The 15,570-nt window shown below is 44.9% G+C and carries 18 protein-coding genes and 1 riboswitch; of the genes, 17 read left to right on the plus strand and 1 reads right to left on the minus strand.

All coding sequences use genetic code 11. From position 1 onward, the window contains the following. Positions 1–19: 19 nt before the first annotated feature. Entirely contained in the window at positions 20–484 is a 465-nt protein-coding gene (locus AC3WU2_RS07905; protein WP_018754804.1) for a DUF420 domain-containing protein, read from the plus strand. A 149-nt stretch (positions 485–633) separates the two neighbouring features. Here AC3WU2_RS07905 and AC3WU2_RS07910 read toward each other — a convergent pair whose 3' ends face one another. Beyond that, positions 634–2,019 carry a peptide MFS transporter gene (locus tag AC3WU2_RS07910; RefSeq protein ID WP_492452923.1) on the minus strand — a complete coding sequence of 462 codons (1,386 nt, stop codon included), beginning with the start codon at positions 2,017–2,019 and terminating at the stop codon, positions 634–636. A 386-nt stretch (positions 2,020–2,405) separates the two neighbouring features. Here AC3WU2_RS07910 and AC3WU2_RS07915 point away from each other — a divergent pair, with 386 nt between their 5' ends. The 16 genes from AC3WU2_RS07915 (at position 2,406) to AC3WU2_RS07990 (ending at position 15,540) form a co-directional block, all read left to right on the plus strand. After that, a complete protein-coding gene (locus AC3WU2_RS07915) occupies positions 2,406–3,128 on the plus strand; it encodes a hypothetical protein (protein ID WP_492452925.1) in 723 nt (240 codons plus the stop codon). Between the two features lie 43 nt (positions 3,129–3,171). After that, entirely contained in the window at positions 3,172–3,561 is a 390-nt protein-coding gene (locus tag AC3WU2_RS07920) for a GntR family transcriptional regulator (protein ID WP_018754807.1), read from the plus strand. A gap of 37 nt (positions 3,562–3,598) precedes the next feature. Next, positions 3,599–4,495 carry an ATP-binding cassette domain-containing protein gene (locus AC3WU2_RS07925; protein ID WP_492452928.1) on the plus strand — a complete coding sequence of 299 codons (897 nt, stop codon included), beginning with the start codon at positions 3,599–3,601 and terminating at the stop codon, positions 4,493–4,495. 40 nt (positions 4,496–4,535) lie between these two features. Further along, complete coding sequence (locus tag AC3WU2_RS07930) at positions 4,536–5,438, plus strand: ABC transporter ATP-binding protein (RefSeq protein ID WP_492452930.1); 903 nt, start codon at positions 4,536–4,538, stop codon at positions 5,436–5,438. Beyond that, positions 5,431–6,735 carry an ABC transporter permease gene (locus AC3WU2_RS07935; RefSeq protein WP_492452932.1) on the plus strand — a complete coding sequence of 435 codons (1,305 nt, stop codon included), beginning with the start codon at positions 5,431–5,433 and terminating at the stop codon, positions 6,733–6,735. Before AC3WU2_RS07930 ends, AC3WU2_RS07935 begins: the two co-directional genes overlap by 8 nt. A gap of 235 nt (positions 6,736–6,970) precedes the next feature. Then, positions 6,971–7,252 carry a hypothetical protein gene (locus AC3WU2_RS07940; RefSeq protein WP_492452934.1) on the plus strand — a complete coding sequence of 94 codons (282 nt, stop codon included), beginning with the start codon at positions 6,971–6,973 and terminating at the stop codon, positions 7,250–7,252. A 449-nt stretch (positions 7,253–7,701) separates the two neighbouring features. Further along, on the plus strand, positions 7,702–8,058 hold the full coding sequence (locus AC3WU2_RS07945; RefSeq protein ID WP_492452936.1) for a hypothetical protein: 357 nt from the start codon (positions 7,702–7,704) through the stop codon (positions 8,056–8,058). 70 nt (positions 8,059–8,128) lie between these two features. After that, positions 8,129–8,575, plus strand: a complete 447-nt coding sequence (locus AC3WU2_RS07950; protein WP_492452937.1) for an HIT family protein — start codon at positions 8,129–8,131, stop codon at positions 8,573–8,575. A gap of 97 nt (positions 8,576–8,672) precedes the next feature. After that, positions 8,673–9,170, plus strand: a complete 498-nt coding sequence (locus AC3WU2_RS07955) for a tyrosine-type recombinase/integrase (protein ID WP_492452939.1) — start codon at positions 8,673–8,675, stop codon at positions 9,168–9,170. A 64-nt stretch (positions 9,171–9,234) separates the two neighbouring features. Then, positions 9,235–9,570 carry a hypothetical protein gene (locus tag AC3WU2_RS07960; RefSeq protein ID WP_492452941.1) on the plus strand — a complete coding sequence of 112 codons (336 nt, stop codon included), beginning with the start codon at positions 9,235–9,237 and terminating at the stop codon, positions 9,568–9,570. Between the two features lie 346 nt (positions 9,571–9,916). Beyond that, positions 9,917–10,591, plus strand: coding sequence for a response regulator transcription factor (locus AC3WU2_RS07965; protein WP_492452943.1), 675 nt, complete (start codon positions 9,917–9,919; stop codon positions 10,589–10,591). A 7-nt stretch (positions 10,592–10,598) separates the two neighbouring features. After that, on the plus strand, positions 10,599–11,993 hold the full coding sequence (locus tag AC3WU2_RS07970) for a HAMP domain-containing sensor histidine kinase (protein ID WP_492452945.1): 1,395 nt from the start codon (positions 10,599–10,601) through the stop codon (positions 11,991–11,993). 91 nt (positions 11,994–12,084) lie between these two features. Further along, positions 12,085–13,005 carry an ABC transporter ATP-binding protein gene (locus AC3WU2_RS07975; RefSeq protein WP_492452947.1) on the plus strand — a complete coding sequence of 307 codons (921 nt, stop codon included), beginning with the start codon at positions 12,085–12,087 and terminating at the stop codon, positions 13,003–13,005. Then, entirely contained in the window at positions 13,002–13,709 is a 708-nt protein-coding gene (locus AC3WU2_RS07980) for an ABC transporter permease (RefSeq protein ID WP_492452949.1), read from the plus strand. Before AC3WU2_RS07975 ends, AC3WU2_RS07980 begins: the two co-directional genes overlap by 4 nt. 7 nt (positions 13,710–13,716) lie before the next feature. Next, entirely contained in the window at positions 13,717–14,457 is a 741-nt protein-coding gene (locus tag AC3WU2_RS07985; protein WP_492453209.1) for an ABC transporter permease, read from the plus strand. A 283-nt stretch (positions 14,458–14,740) separates the two neighbouring features. Next, positions 14,741–14,827: riboswitch (cyclic di-GMP riboswitch) on the plus strand. Between the two features lie 65 nt (positions 14,828–14,892). Continuing rightward, positions 14,893–15,540 carry a class D sortase gene (locus tag AC3WU2_RS07990; protein WP_492452951.1) on the plus strand — a complete coding sequence of 216 codons (648 nt, stop codon included), beginning with the start codon at positions 14,893–14,895 and terminating at the stop codon, positions 15,538–15,540. Positions 15,541–15,570 lie beyond the last annotated feature (30 nt).

The raw sequence follows: 15,570 nt of genomic DNA on the forward strand, positions 1-15,570 counted from the left end.
AGTAGAACGGAGGGTTTGCGTGGATATTTTTACGATTTTTCCGACGATTAGTACAAGTTTTATTGTGATTAGTGCGATACTCGTCGCGATTGGTTGGGTACAGATTATTAAGGGCAAGCGGAAGGAACATGAGAAGACGATGATCGCTGGAGCGATTGCGGCGTTGTTATTCTTCATCATCTACATGTCGCGTACAGTCTTTGTTGGTAATACGGCATGGGGTGGGCCAGATGATCTAAAATTATATTATCAGGTGTTCTTGATCTTCCACATTACGCTTGCAACAGTGGCTGCGGTGTTCGGTCTAACGACACTCACCTTGGCATTCAAGAAGAATTTCGGGAAGCACCGCAAATGGGGTCGCGTCACGGCTGTTACTTGGTTCTTCACGGCGATTACAGGCGTTGCGGTCTATGTGTTACTGTATGTTCTCTATCCAGGTGGTCACACCAAACCTGTGATTGATGCCATTTTCGGTTTCTAGATAAGAATAAGTGTTCCAAGGTAATAAAGCCGATGAATTCTTGCATTGCAAGAACTCATCGGCTTTTTGTATAAGCGAATATATGTTTTTGGGGTCCCCGCAAAGTACCTGAATCGCTTCGAAAGTCAAAGCACCACGTTGTGGGGTTTTTATTCGGCCATTCGAGTTAATGTTTTCGATAGGAATAAGAGGATGATACCGAGAACAATGGACAGGCCGCCAATTGTGCTGAATACATTGAAGTATCCGAGTGTATTAATCTTGGATGCGAATTGTCCACCGACGATGTTCGCGATCCCTGTACTCGCAAGCCATACCCCCATGAGCAGCGAAGTGAGCTTGACCGGTGCAATCTTGTTCACGAGTGATAGCCCGACAGGGGATAGGAAGAGTTCACCAACGGTATGGAAGAAGTATGTTGCAATAATAAATAGAATGTTCGCCTTCTGCACGATATGATCACTATCGCTGCCTGTACGCAGCACGGCAATGATTAATACGGTATAACCGACACCAAGCAAGATCATGCCAAGACCCATTTTCGTGGGGATGTTAAGGTCGCCGCGTTTGCGCTTAGAGAGCTTCATCCAGAGCATTGATACAACGGGAGCAAGCAGGATGATGAATAACGGATTGATCGACTGGAACCAAGCGGTTGGAACTTCCCAGCCGAAGATCGTCTTATCGATAAATTGGTTCGTATACAAGGTAAGCAAGCTGCCAGCTTGTTCGAATCCGGCCCAGAAGAAGATCACGAAACAGGTAATGATCAGGATTACCGTAGTCCGCTGTTTCTCTTTTGGCGTTAATGGGGTAGTGGATTTCTTCCCGCCCTTGTTGATCGCAGCCATATCGCTTACAGGCTTCGTACCAAGATCACCCAGGTAACGCGGAGCGAGGGTATTGAAAATAATCTGCCCAATAACCATTCCAATACTGGATACGAGGAACCCGTATTTGTAGCCATATACGATCGTATCCATCATGTTCGTCTTGAAGTAATTCTCGGCTAAATAGCCGCAGATGAGCGGAGAGATGAGTGAACCCACATTAATCCCCATATAGAAAATCGTGTAGGCCGAGTCGATGCGCCGGTCGTTCTTCGGATATAAATCCCCGACTAGGGTAGAGATATTCGGTTTGAAGAAGCCGTTCCCAATAATAATTAGCGCCAGACCGCTATACAAGGCGGGAACACTCTGTGAAGCGAACAAAGCAAAGTTGCCGAGTGCAATAGCTATACCACCGATCGTGATCGCTTTGCGACGGCCTAGATAACGGTCGGTTAAATAACCGCCTAGCAGCGGCGTGAAATAACAGGCGCCAGTAAAGAATCCATAGACAGAGATCGCAGAGCTCTCGGAGAACCCCAGCCCGCCGCTAATGAATGCTGCAGTCAAATAAAGGACGAGCATCGCCCGCATGCCATAGTAACTGAACCGTTCCCACATCTCGGTGAAGAATAGAATATATAAGCCTGGCGGATGCTTTTCCTTGTGTGTATGATGGGGAAGGTCGTTTTGTAGGGTGGTCAAGATGGTTCCTCCGTTTCGTCTGTATACAGTAAGACATTACATCTTTAGTGCGTTAAATTTAATGTTTAGTTATAGATATCGATTTTAGTTGGTTTTATGAACAGCAGTCAAGGCGATACATCACACCCATTTAAGCTTAAACTTTGGAATACCCTAAATCTTGAATAGAGATTTCTTGCATAGGGAATATGAAACCCCTTGCTGTGAAAGGAATGAATTGGTTTACGTAAATTATTGAAAATGGAAAGAAAATGGATTGATCAAAAGTGTGGTGGAAAGTGTTGACAGTGCGTTAAGCACACTATATACTGTGTATAAAGATATATACAGTATAAACACTGAAGAAACATAGATTACTTAGCCAAATGCTTGAGAGGATGATATACGTGCAAGTCATACGAGATGCATGGTTTTTAACGAAAATGGAATATGGGGGATTAAGGTATAGAAATCTATTCTCGTTCCTCATGATTGCCTATATTACGCTGATGTCGATTCCACTGATTCATGGCCTTCATGCGATAGATAAGGAACCGTCGCCAGCGCACTTCTTCGTTGATTTCTACTTCTTAACGCTTGTACCTATACTCGGTTTCATCTTCAACAAGAAATCGTTCAACTATCATCGAGACGATTCCTATACCGTAAATCTGGCGCATTTGCGTTCAATGCCGATTTCGTTCGAGGCCATGATAGCCAGCCGGATTATCCAGATGATTATACCGTTAACCGTGAATGGAACGATATTTTTTACCGTACAGTATCTGTTCGCGGAGCGATTAGTTGGTGGCATGACCTTGGCACAATATATAAGTTATGCATTGGTGTGGCTTGGGTATGCAGTATTGATGTCAGCGGTATACATTTATACGGAATTAACGCGAAGCGGCAAAGTGTATTTAGGGGTAACAATCGTCCTGATGGTCTGCAACACAGCTGCTGCACTTATCTGTTGGTTCGCCAAAGTAAACGTCATTGTATTCACGGTTGAAGTCGCGAAGCAAAGCCCCCTGTTAGCGCCAATTATCATGTCTTTGGTTAGCTGGCTAGCGATTTATATATCGATTATAGGCGTCAGACGGAAGTTGAAGACACGAGACCTCATGTAGCCATAAGCCATAACAAGAGATTCAGAAGAGAAGAGGTGGGAAGGTGTGGATCCCCATTCAAATAAATGAGAATAGTGCAGAGCCTTTGTACCACCAGATTGAAGTGCAGCTTCGGTCATTGATCTTAAGTGGTCAAGTGGAGGAAGGGACTCTGCTGCCATCGATCCGGGAGTTCGCGAATGATCTGAAATGCAGTGTGATCACCGTCCGACGCGTCTATCAAGATCTTGAATCTGAAGGGCTGCTGCGGACGAAGCAAGGGACAGGAACCTTTGTAGCTAAGGTTGGATCCGATGAACGAGACAGACATCGTAGAACAGCGGTTGTTGAGGCGATGGAATCGGCCGTGGATGTTGGCATGCAGGTGCAATGTACGAAGGAAGATCTCAAGGCGATTTTCAAGGAAGTACTAGATGCGAAATATAAGGGATAACGGCAAAAGATGCAATGATTGAATATGGGGTGAGCGCATGGAAAATATGGTTGTTCGTATGAAAGGCATTGTGAAGGAGCGAGGGAAGCTCCAGATTGGGCCGATGGATCTGGACATTCCGAGCGGCTATGTGACCGCAATCGTAGGGTCCAATGGTTCAGGGAAGAGCACATTGATGAATATGGTGATGCAGCTTGTCCATCCCGATCAAGGGCAGATTGAACTGCTTGGTCATACGCTTAGAGGAGAACATCAGTGGGAGTTAAAGAAACGAATTGGCTATGTGATGGAGAAGTCATGGAACGATCAGAATGGAGATACGCTCGAGCGGATCGTCACAGAAATGAAATATTGGTATCCAACATGGAACCAGGAGCTCTATGAACGAATGGTTGACGTGTTCGAGATCGATCCGAAGCAGCGGTTCGGCAAAATGTCTAAGGGAACCCGCAGGAAGTGCGAGTTCATTATCGGATTTGTTCATGAGCCGGATTTACTGCTGCTGGATGAGCCTTCTTCCGGATTAGACCCTTTGTCATGGAAGTTCATGTTAGATGAGATTAGAGCGTATATGGATCGTGGAGATCGTGCTGTTATTTTAGCCTCACATATCATCGATGAAGTCAAACGATTAGCCGATTATGTTGTATTCATGCACAAAGGGAAACTGCTGGGTAGATATGAAAAGGACCAATTGATCGATGACTGGAAGGCTTTGTGGGTAGAAGCTTCGCCAGAGGTGGTGGATCGTGTATCGTTAAGACGGCTTGGCGGTGTGATGGCGCTGGAGAATGAAAGTCGGAATGTCGTTAAAATTGTAACGTTAGATGTCTCGATGACTGAGATGGCGCTAGAGCAAGCTGGGCTTCGTGTACTTCGTACCGGTGGCGTGGAGTTGGATGAAATTTTAACGTATTTGATTCAGCAATCTTAAGGTTATTTTTTAGAAGGATTCGGATGAGGAGGTTGATGGGATGAATGCATTGCAAGTGGAACAAGTGGTTAAAGTTTATGGGGATAAACGTGCGGTGAATCAGATCAATCTTGAAGTGAGCCGAGGCGAAATTTATGGGCTCTTAGGTGCCAATGGTGCGGGGAAGACCACGACGATGCGGATGGTGCTCGGTCTAATCTATCCTGATGAAGGTAACATTCGCTATAACGGGAAGGGATATAGCAAGGAACTGAACCGTTTGATGGGTTATTTGCCGGAAGAGCGGGGATTGTACCCGAAGATTAAAGTCAGTGAGCAGCTCGTTTATTTGGCACAACTGCGCGGGATGTCGAAAGCGGATGCCGACCGCAGCTTGAAGTATTGGCTAGATCGCTTCAACGTACCGGAATATTACGATAAGAAGATCGAAGAGTTGTCCAAAGGAAATCAACAAAAAATGCAGTTTATCGCGGCGGTGATTCATAAGCCACAAATCATCATTATGGATGAAGCGTTTAGTGGTCTCGATCCGGTCAATGTGGAGCTGTTGAAGGAGACGGTCAAAGAGGTTCGCGACGAAGGAGCGAGCATTCTGTTCTCGACGCACCGTATGGAGCATGTTGAAGAGCTATGCCAGAACATCACGATTTTGCATAAGTCGAACACCGTATTACAGGGGAATTTGAAGGACATCAAGCGTCAATTCCCGCGTGAGAGCGTCATTCTTGGGACGGATGGCGAGGTTGCAGGACTCCATCAAATTACAGGAGTTACGAAGGTGGATCGCCTAGAGACGGGCTACAAGATTGGCATTTCGGATGAGCAAGCAGCGCAGGAGATTCTTAGAACGGCGATGCAGCAGCGCACGGTGAATCGCTTCGAAGTGGTGGAACCGACGTTGAACCAAATCTTTATTAAGGCGGTGGGTGAGCGTCATGAGTAATATGAAGACAATCGTAGGGTTTACCTTTAAAAATAAAGTAAAAACAAAATCGTTCATCGTCACGACAATCATTCTCATATTACTCGTGACGGCAGGGATTAATAGTTTCTATGTGATGTCGCTGTTCAATAAAGACGAAGGCGGCCCGGCAAAAGCGGAAGTCGTCGCTATGGTCAATGACTCGGAAGGGGTCGCACCTGCATTACAGGCATATTATAAGAAGCAGTCAGACTCCAAATTGTCCATTCAAGTAAATGATGGTTCGGGTGATCCGGCAACGGACGAAGCGAAGCTGAAGCAGGATCTTGCAGCGAAGAAAATTGCAGGGTATTTGGTCGCAAGCGAAGGGAAAGCGGGAGAATTTCCGAAATTCATCTACAAATCTAGCAATATCCGAGTAACTGGAGATTCGACGACGAAATCTCTCGAGACCGCACTTGGCTCGGTGAAGACGGACTTCATCGTGTCGGATTCTCTTACCGATGCGCAGAAGAAGCAGTTGTCTGAACCAATCACGATGAATCTGGAGCAGGTCGCTGTAAGTGAAGGCAATGCCGGAACGAATCAGACGGAGGAACAGAAGATTGCCGCGAATATTCTGGTGTATGTGATGTTGTTCTTGTTCTTCATGACGGCTTACATGACCGGTAATATGATTGCTGCGGAAGTTACGGCAGAGAAGAGCTCGCGCATCATGGAGATCTTGATTACAAGTGTGTCGCCGTTATCGCAAATGTTCGGGAAAGTAATGGGGATGTTCCTCGTCGGTCTTACACAGATTGCCGTCTTCGTCGCTGCTGTCGCAGTGAACGTAAACTTACCGCATAACGTCGCGGTCTTAAAAGAAGCCCATATTGATATGTCACAAATTGACCCGATGCTCTTAATCTATGGACTTGTATTCTATATTCTAGGCTACTTCTTGTTCGCGGTGCTATTCGCAGCGGTTGGTTCAATGGTCAGCCGTACGGAAGACCTTGGTCAGGCAATCATGCCGATTACACTGTTATCGCTGGCGTCATTCTACATCAGTATGTTCAGCCTAGCGACACCGAACACGATGCTGGTGAAGGTCGCATCCTTCATTCCGTTTACGTCGCCAACCTCGATGATCTTACGTCTTGGTCTTGGTGAAGTGGCTTACTGGGAAGTATGGCTCTCGATCGTCCTTTTGCTTGTAGCGATCTTCATCTTCGGCTGGCTCTCTGCGAAGATTTATCGCACGGGTGTACTGATGTACGGCAAACGTCCATCGTGGAAAGAGCTTCGCAAAGCGATGAAGGCGTATAAGATTTAAGGATAAAATGATGTAATACGGGTCACTATAGCTCAATGAGGCTGCCGGCAACGGCAGCCTCATTGAGCTATAGTGCAGGTTTAGTTTTAATAAATTAGTTACTCTATTTACGATCTCTCACAAATACTTTTATGAAGGTTAGGAAATATGCGGTAAAATGGATATAGTAGGAAATTGAAATTTATTGAGTGTTCGCAACATTGAAATTAGACGCATAAAAACGGAGGGATTTCTTATGACGCAAGATGAATATATTGCATTAGGGCTAAATGGAGAAGAAGCCTTAAAAATTATAATGAAAGGTTCTATAGAAGAATTGGAAAATAATAAAGTCGGTATTGTATCAGTAGTATTTGCTACAACCAATAAGGAGTTAGCTCAACAAAAAATCGAAAAACTAATATCAACCCCCGATTCAAAAGACTACTATATGGTTTATAGTGTGCCATTGGACACAGACCTAACAACTCTTGAACACTACCCGTCTATAGCAATCAGCAAAGAAGAGTTATCTTAATCAAATACGCATTTTTTCAACAAAATGAAGCTACAAGTTTTGATTTATAGCAAGCCGCTACCCCTATCCAGCCAGTCAAGGGACGAGTAGTATTTTACTAACGCAAAATCTCCGCTCTCAAACTGTTTTACTAACTGGATTTTTACCGTAACATGTTCGGGACATTTGTGACATTAGCTTAAAGAAGAATATATATTTTTCCAATGACACAAAAGTGCCAACAATAACTTAACGATAAAAAGCTTGATAAACCAGGCTTTACCTTTTTTTATGTAGGAACATTTGTGTCATACAAAAATGTTCCTACATAATAGTTTTTTGACACAAAGTTACCTACATTGTTGCGATGGTGGCTAAAATAGAAAAACAATCATTATTGATAACGGGCAGATTAACGTGAAGTTTTCATGAATAAATAGCAGACGGCTTTTTAGGAAAGAGGGTATGCCATGAAACTTAAAGGGACTAATACAGAACAAGCTTATAGAAAAGAATTACAAGCCTCAAGAATTCGTCTTTTCGATGATATATCCATGCAAAGGTTCTTGAACATTATCAAAGAAACTTTTCCCTCAATGAAAACAGCGTATATCTTATATTGGACTCCTGAGCAGGGGGAAGATATTATCACTTTTCTTGTGGATACACACTCAGTTATTAATATTGAGTTGGATCGTTACGATGATAAAATAGCTCCGATAGTAGATATTTATCCAATAGAGAATTTGCTTAGGGGACGTAGCAAAACGAATCAGATAAAAATAGCTGTAGCTTTGGAATTAGCAAAGAACGATCTTAAATTTTGAAAAGAAGATTACGCTAACGGGACACGAGAGCTCAACAACAAGGCTGCTGAGCGCCAGTCTCCGAAAATAAATGACCAAAGGGATAATCAATATTAGGAGTAAAGGAGAGATTGTAATGGACGACTGTATATTCTGCAAAATCGTAAAAGGTGAGGCTAACTCTTGGAAGGTTTATGAAAATGAGTCCGTCTATGCATTTCTCGATATAAATCCTGTAAATGAATATCACACATTAGTTATTCCAAAAAAGCATTATGAGAATATCTTTGACACACCTGAGGATGAATTAACAAAAGTAATGAGTGTTGTTAAAAAGATAGCTATGTTATATAACACAAAATTAGGAATCAAAAATGTTCAGATAATTAACAGTTCAGGGCCCGAGGCACAACAAGATGCATTCCACATTCATTTCCATATTGTGCCGAGAAAACTTGGTGACAATCAAGACGTTAAATGGACGACTCACCGTGAATGGCGAGGAAATTTTGATGCTTTGTTGTTAGCTTTAGGGTAACTTTAAAAGTATAGAGTTGTACTTAAGGGACGCGCTATTTTAAACTCTCTGATTACGAGATAATCGATAGCATTATTAAGCTAACGAGACACGTTAGTTGAATGCAAGCAGTTTAAAACCTTCTATTAGAGTCAAACTAGAGTTTCTCTATAGCACAGGCTGTCGAATTGGAGAGGTCGAGAAGATAAACATGGAGAATCTGAACTGGGAAAACTGTTCTGCCATTGTAAATGGCAAGGGTTCAAAGCAAAGAGAGGTTTACTTCACCACAGAGTGTAAAGTATGGTTGAAGAAGTATTTAGCCAGTCGTTCAGACTCATGTAAGGCTTTATTTGTAACCAATACAATTCCGATAAAACGAATGGCGATTCCAACGCTTAGGTGGGCATTAAAGCGGCTTGCAGACCGGGGTGAGATCGAAGCAAATGTATACCCGCATCGCTTTCGTCATACCTATGCATGTCAGCTCCTTGATAACGGTGCACCTTTAGATTTCATACAAGGCATGCTGGGGCATGAAAAGGCATCAACTACCCAAATATATGCTCAGCTGCGCGGCGAACGCCGGCGAGAACTTTATCGCAGGTTCTTTTAGTGCCACATTGCTTATGAACATGGTATTTTAACTGGCATATTCCAATAAAAGAGAGGAAAGAAACTTGGATAGCAAATTAACTCCTAAACAACAAAGACGGCAGCACGAGCGTGAAATTATTGATGAATATCACAAATTGGTAACGGAAGAAGCTCTGGAACCCTTATATCAATCTTTTTTGGACTGGAAATCAGGATCTTTGCCGTATTTCGAACTTACAGAGCTAATCCATCTATTCCATAAGAAGAATCAGGAGATATATAAGGACTTCACGTTCAATGATCATAAAGATCTCGTTCTACTTGCCAAGTTGAAATTGGGCCGTTTAACTGAAGATGAAATTAAAGAAAATAAGCGACTTTTAGAATTTTGGGGATTTGAAGACAGAAACTTCGACTAAATAAATGTGTGCCGCTCAGATGGCGCCATTGAACCAACAGCGTCTGAAAATCTCATTTATAGATATAATAAATACAGAAAATCTCGATCGTAACCATAAATTCGCCCGATTTCCCATCATTTAGTCTCATTTCTAACCATTACGCACAAAATATAAAAATGATTTCTTTTCGCACCGTGCGCAGCTCCCAGCGCGCGGTGTTTTTCTGCATGACGGCGCTATAACCACCGAATGACAAGTGAACATCGCCCACCCTCTTATTTTTTAGTAGAATAAATATACATCAAACGATTAGGATCGTACAATGCTCACATACAACGATGAGCGGCGAAAGGAGAGTTGGCGTATGATTACGACGCTGTTATACATTGAGGATGATCAAGAGATTGGAAGCTTCGTTGAGAAGCATCTTCGCTCGCATCAATACGAAGTGAAATGGCTTCGAAGCGGAGATCGGGCCACGGAGGAGGTTGAGGGTTGCAGCCTGATCATTCTGGATGTCATGCTGCCTGGTCTGGACGGATTTACCGTAGGCCAGCGTTTGAAGAAGGCGGAGCCTTCGATCCCGATCCTTATGCTGTCAGCGCGGACAGCGATTGATGATAAGCTTCAGGGACTTCAATTCGCGGATGACTATGTGACAAAGCCATTCCATCCCGATGAGTTAATAGCTCGAATTGAGGTATTGCTGCGGCGTTCCAGCACATGTTCCAACGTTCCAACGAAAGCGAAGCACTTGCGCGTCTATGAAGAAGAGAACCGGATCGTGAATACAGATACCGAAGAAGAGATCACATTAAGCGGCAAGCAGTTCCATATCTTTATGTATCTGATCCGCCATCTCGGCCAGATTATGACGAAGGAGCAAATCTATGAATCGGTGTGGGGCGAGCCCTTTTTTGAAGGGGATAAGACATTGATGGTACATATCCGCTATCTTCGCGAGAAGATCGAAAGAGATCCTTCGTCTCCAGAAATTATCGAGACCATACGAGGCATAGGATATCGGGTTAGAGGGTGAAGAAAGCATGAAGAGAGGCATTCGTAAACCCTATAGGTCGAAATGGTTCGCAAGACAATCCCTAAGAAACAAGTACCTGCTTATTGTCCTGGGATCTTTATTGTTCCTTCCCATTGTCCTGCCCGCCATAAGCGTGTCCTATATCGTATTGGAGAATATGGTGAACAGCAATCAGGAAAGTGATTTGAAGTATGGTGACGCGTCTCAGGTAAGGACCTTGTGGTATGCCGCTGCAGCAGAAATGGAGGGAAAATCAACGCTCGAGATCAATCGCCGTTTGCAGGAGCTGAAAGCACAGTTTCCTGAGGCTTCGATGTTCTGGGTGAACAGCGAAGGGGTAACAGGGTTAGAGCTTCCCCCACAAGTCGGAATACCTGATCGATGGACACCTGGTGATGCAGTGGCCTTCATGAAAAAGAGTGTGAACAGTGATCCATATACAGTTGTAGCCTTCATGGGGAAGGACAATACCCGCTCAAGCTTTATGGTGCTGCAAATACCGAGGAATCTGGTCGAAAGACCTCCGATGATAGGGACACCTGTATATATCGCCATGATCTTTACGGTGTTAGTGCTCTTCATAACCATATCCATTCTCTTCTTCCGGCACATCCAGAAGCGCTTGCTCCATCTGCAAACCGCAATGGCTCAACAGGATGAGCATGGGATCCCAAAACCTGTAGAAATCAGGAAACAGGATGAGATTGGAGCGCTGGAAGCGGCGTTTAATGGAATGATAGAACAGCTGAGTACCAGTCGGAGGCGACAAGTCGAAGAGGAGACCTTGCGGAAATCACTCATCGCCAATCTTTCGCATGACCTACGGACGCCGCTGACCGTCATGAGTGGACATTTGTATGGCCTGCAGAGGGAAGCGCTGAGCGATCGCGGGCGGAACTCACTGGACATCGTGCAGGACAAGGTATCGGGATTAAGTGAGCTGATCGATAACTTGTTGACCCACACGTTGATGACGAGCGGCCGGTATCAGCTGGCGCCAGAGCCGCTCGATGTGCTGCGGCTGGTACGAGAGAGTGCTGCAAGCTGGTATCCGATCTGGGAGCGTGAACGTATGGAGATCGAGGTGCTGCTGCCCGAAGAGGCATGGGTATGGAACGTGGACAAGGCGGGTTTCCAGCGTATTTTGGATAATCTGTTCCAAAATATTGTGCGTCACGCTTCGCAAGGCAGATATATCGGGCTGTGTGCCCAGCAACGTGCAGGTAAGAGCGTGCTAGTTATCGCTGATCGCGGCACCGGCATGCAGTCCGATTCGGAGGCTAAGGGAGCCGGTATCGGGCTGGCAATCGTGAACTATCTGATCGTCGAGATGGGGTTAGGCATGGAAACGGATAGCTCGAATGAAGGAACTCGAATTTATATTTACGTACTGAAGAATTAGCTAGTGAATCCCGATAATTTAAACCAAATTTAAACTTTCGTCGCTGTTCATTTAACCTTGAGTAGATATGCTAGTTCTCGAGGTGATACAGATGAGTAAATGGATTATAGAGACGAAAGGTCTTAGTAAAAAGTATAAAGGGCGCTATGCGGTGTCTGATCTGAACTTGAAAATAGCGAAAGGTGAAATATACGGCTTTCTTGGCCCGAACGGCGCGGGCAAAACAACGACGATCCGTATGCTGTTAGGCTTAATCAAACCATCCAGCGGGAGTATAGAAGTGTTCGGACAGTCGCTGGCAAAAGAACGGCTATCTATTTTGCGAAAGGTAGGCTCACTGGTTGAGTATCCTTCTTACTACGGGCATTTAAATGCGGTGGAGAATTTGGAGGCGATACGACGCATCATCGACGCGCCTCGCAAGCGCATTGATGAAGTGCTGGAGATCGTGGGGCTGACGAAAGAGGCGAAGCGCGCGGTTAAAGGCTATTCCCTTGGCATGAAGCAGCGGCTCGGCATCGCCAGCGCGCTGCTCGGCAGTCCGGAGCTGCTCATTCTGGATGAACCGACGAATGGACTCGATCCTTCTGGTATTCTGGAAATTAGGGAACTCATCAAAAATATGCCGAAGCAGCATGGCATCACCGTGCTCATCTCCAGCCACTTATTAAGCGAGGTGGAACAGATGGCCTCCATCGTCGGCATTATTCGGCAGGGCGAGCTTGTGTTCCAAGATACGATTCAGAACATGCAGCTTCAGTCGCAGAGCGTCGTAACCCTGCGTGTATCGGAGGTGCAGCGTGCACTAAGGCTGCTGCGCGAACAAGGTATTGAAGCCTCCATCCAAGCTGTGGGCTCGACTTTGACGATGGGTAATACCGATGACGATCGAGTAGCTAGCGCGGTGAGGAGTCTTGTGAGCGCAGGCCACTCCGTCTATCGTGTAGAGGAAAATCGCAAGTCGCTTGAGGAGCTGTTCCTTCATATTGTCGGGGAGGGACGAAGCTTATGATCGGCAGAGCTATAAGGGCAGATCTCCTGAAGCTTAAGGGCAAAGGGCTCTGGTTTCTGGTGTTTCTGGCTCCGATTGGATTGATTGCCATGCAGGCGCTTAACTACGGCTTGCGATACGATTATTTGATGAAACAATATGCGGATGATGTATGGAGATACTTACTGGAGAACATAGCGATGTTCGTTCCTATCGCGCTCCTCATGGGCATTACAATTCTAAGCTCAATGCTCGCGAATATCGAGCACCACACGAGCGCATGGAAGCAGCTGTTGGCATTGCCGATATCGCGTTATTCCGTATTTGGCGCCAAGTTTGCGGTTGTGATATTCATGCTGACTATATCGTGCATTTTATTGGCTCTGGGTTCAATCGCATTAGGCTTGATGCTAAAATTCGGGACGAATATTCCGATCGTCGATGTGGCCAAGTTGGCCTTCTATCCATTTATCGCTTCCTGGCCCATTCTAGCATTTGTGCTATGGATGTGCATGACATATCGGAATCAGTCACTTCCCATAACGATTGGCGTAGTCCTGGCTGTGCTGTCCATCTTTCCGATCTCAGAATGGCTCCCCGTGAGTTGGCCGCTCGCTGCATTCAAAGCTTCTCAGGGGGAAGTGTTCGTAGGGGTAGGCTTCCTCTGCGGCTTCGTCGTTCTGTTGCTCGGCTCCATTCACTTCAACCGGAAGGATGTGAACTGAGATGAATATCAAATCATTTATGGGATTAATGGCTTCTGAAAGACTAAAGCTGAGCCGATCCCCCATCTGGATATTGGTTCTTGTAAGCCCGCTTATCTCGCTCATCATCGGTTTGATGGCATCGCTCGATGATAAGCCAGCACTTATACAGTACGTTCAGTTGCAGTCCGTCGTCTTCACACTTCACGCTATGCTGCTGCTTCCGATTTTGACGGGAATATTCTCTGCGTTTGTGTGCAGATATGAACATAGCGGCGGAGGCTGGAAATCACTGCTATGCTTGCCCGTATCTAGAACGGGCTTATTTATGGCAAAGTTCAGTATTGTTGTGCTGCTGCTTGCGGTTACCCAACTGCTCATGCTCGCTTCCCTAGCTGCGTCAGTAAGCTTTCATAATATTTCCGGAGGAATGAACTGGGAGTTGACGCTTCCAGCTATCATCAGCGGTTGGGTCGCTTGTCTGCCGCTCGCGGCTTTACAATTATGGGTATCGATCGGATGGAGCAGCTTTGCCGCACCGCTGGCTATTAATGTAGCACTGACGTTGCCCAATATGCTGATCGTCAACTCTGCCCAGTTCGGACCTTACTATCCTTGGGCACAACCTTCACTGGCCATGTTGACACATAGTGAGATGGACTTCGGTGCCTTCACGCTGCCGATCGAAAATATTCTGATTACGATTACGTGCAGTTTCATTCTATTCTTCATTGGAGGATTACTGCATTTGAAGCGGAAAGAGGTATAGGGATTAGAAAGCTGAATCCTAATATATCGTAAAGAACTAGGGCAACTAGCCCTAGTTTTTTTGGGTTGAGATAAAGGATTGATATTCAAATAAGTTGACCTTTGAAAAATAATGAAAAATCTTTGAATAACATGAAAAATTTTCAGTTTTTTTATTTTCATAAATTGACATTCATATATCCGTGTTATATATTGGGTTATGCTAATGGTTCGTATATACTGTTTTGCAACACATTATCTATACTCCATGCTGTATTAAGGGTATATCTGAACTGACGGCAATTACATAATTTTGGCACCCTAATCGAAAGATTAGCTCGCAAAGCTTAGGAATCTAAGAGTTCATGACTTATGATCGTCCGGCCGCAATTAACATCGTTAATGCAGTCGGGCGTTTTTGTGTTGAAAGGACAGAAGAGGAGGGTAGAAAGGGAAAATGAACAAAAAAATCACGGCCATCCTGCTTATGGTGATCGGAATCATGTTATTGGTAACTCCAAAACTGACAGAGATGTATCAAGATTATCAGCAGGAACAGCTATTAAAGGAGTGGCAGGACAGTCTTCTTAATATTGATAGCGCAGAAGAACCTACAGAGCAAGCACAGAAGGGAGCCGTGAAGCCTACATCTACCCTTCCCGCAATCCGAGGCAGTGAAGACAATACAACAGTCAAGTCTCCAGAGCATGAAGCTGCAGAAGGAATTCTGACGATTGACAAAATAGACTTAAAGCTTCCCATCCTTCATGGAGCAACGCAAGCCAACATGAGGAAAACCGTCGCTAGTATTGCTAATACAGGCAAGGCTGGTGAAGTTGGGAATTATGCCATAGCGGGTCACCGAAATCGTACATATGGAAGGAATTTCAACAGGTTGGACGAGCTGGCTGTGGGGGATTACATCAAGGTCAATAATGGAAAAGAGCAGTTCGAATACACAGTAACGGAAAAGTTACGCGTCAAGCCAGATGAGGTGTGGGTGCTTAACCCTGACGGCAAGGATAAGGAGATTACACTTGTTACTTGTGACCCCATGATAAACCCAACGCATCGTCTGATTATTAAAGGGAAAATAATAGATTAGCCCAAATGCAGCCTAGGAGAAAACAGAAAA

The organism is Paenibacillus sp. EB106-05-06-XG162, from assembly GCF_058791655.1.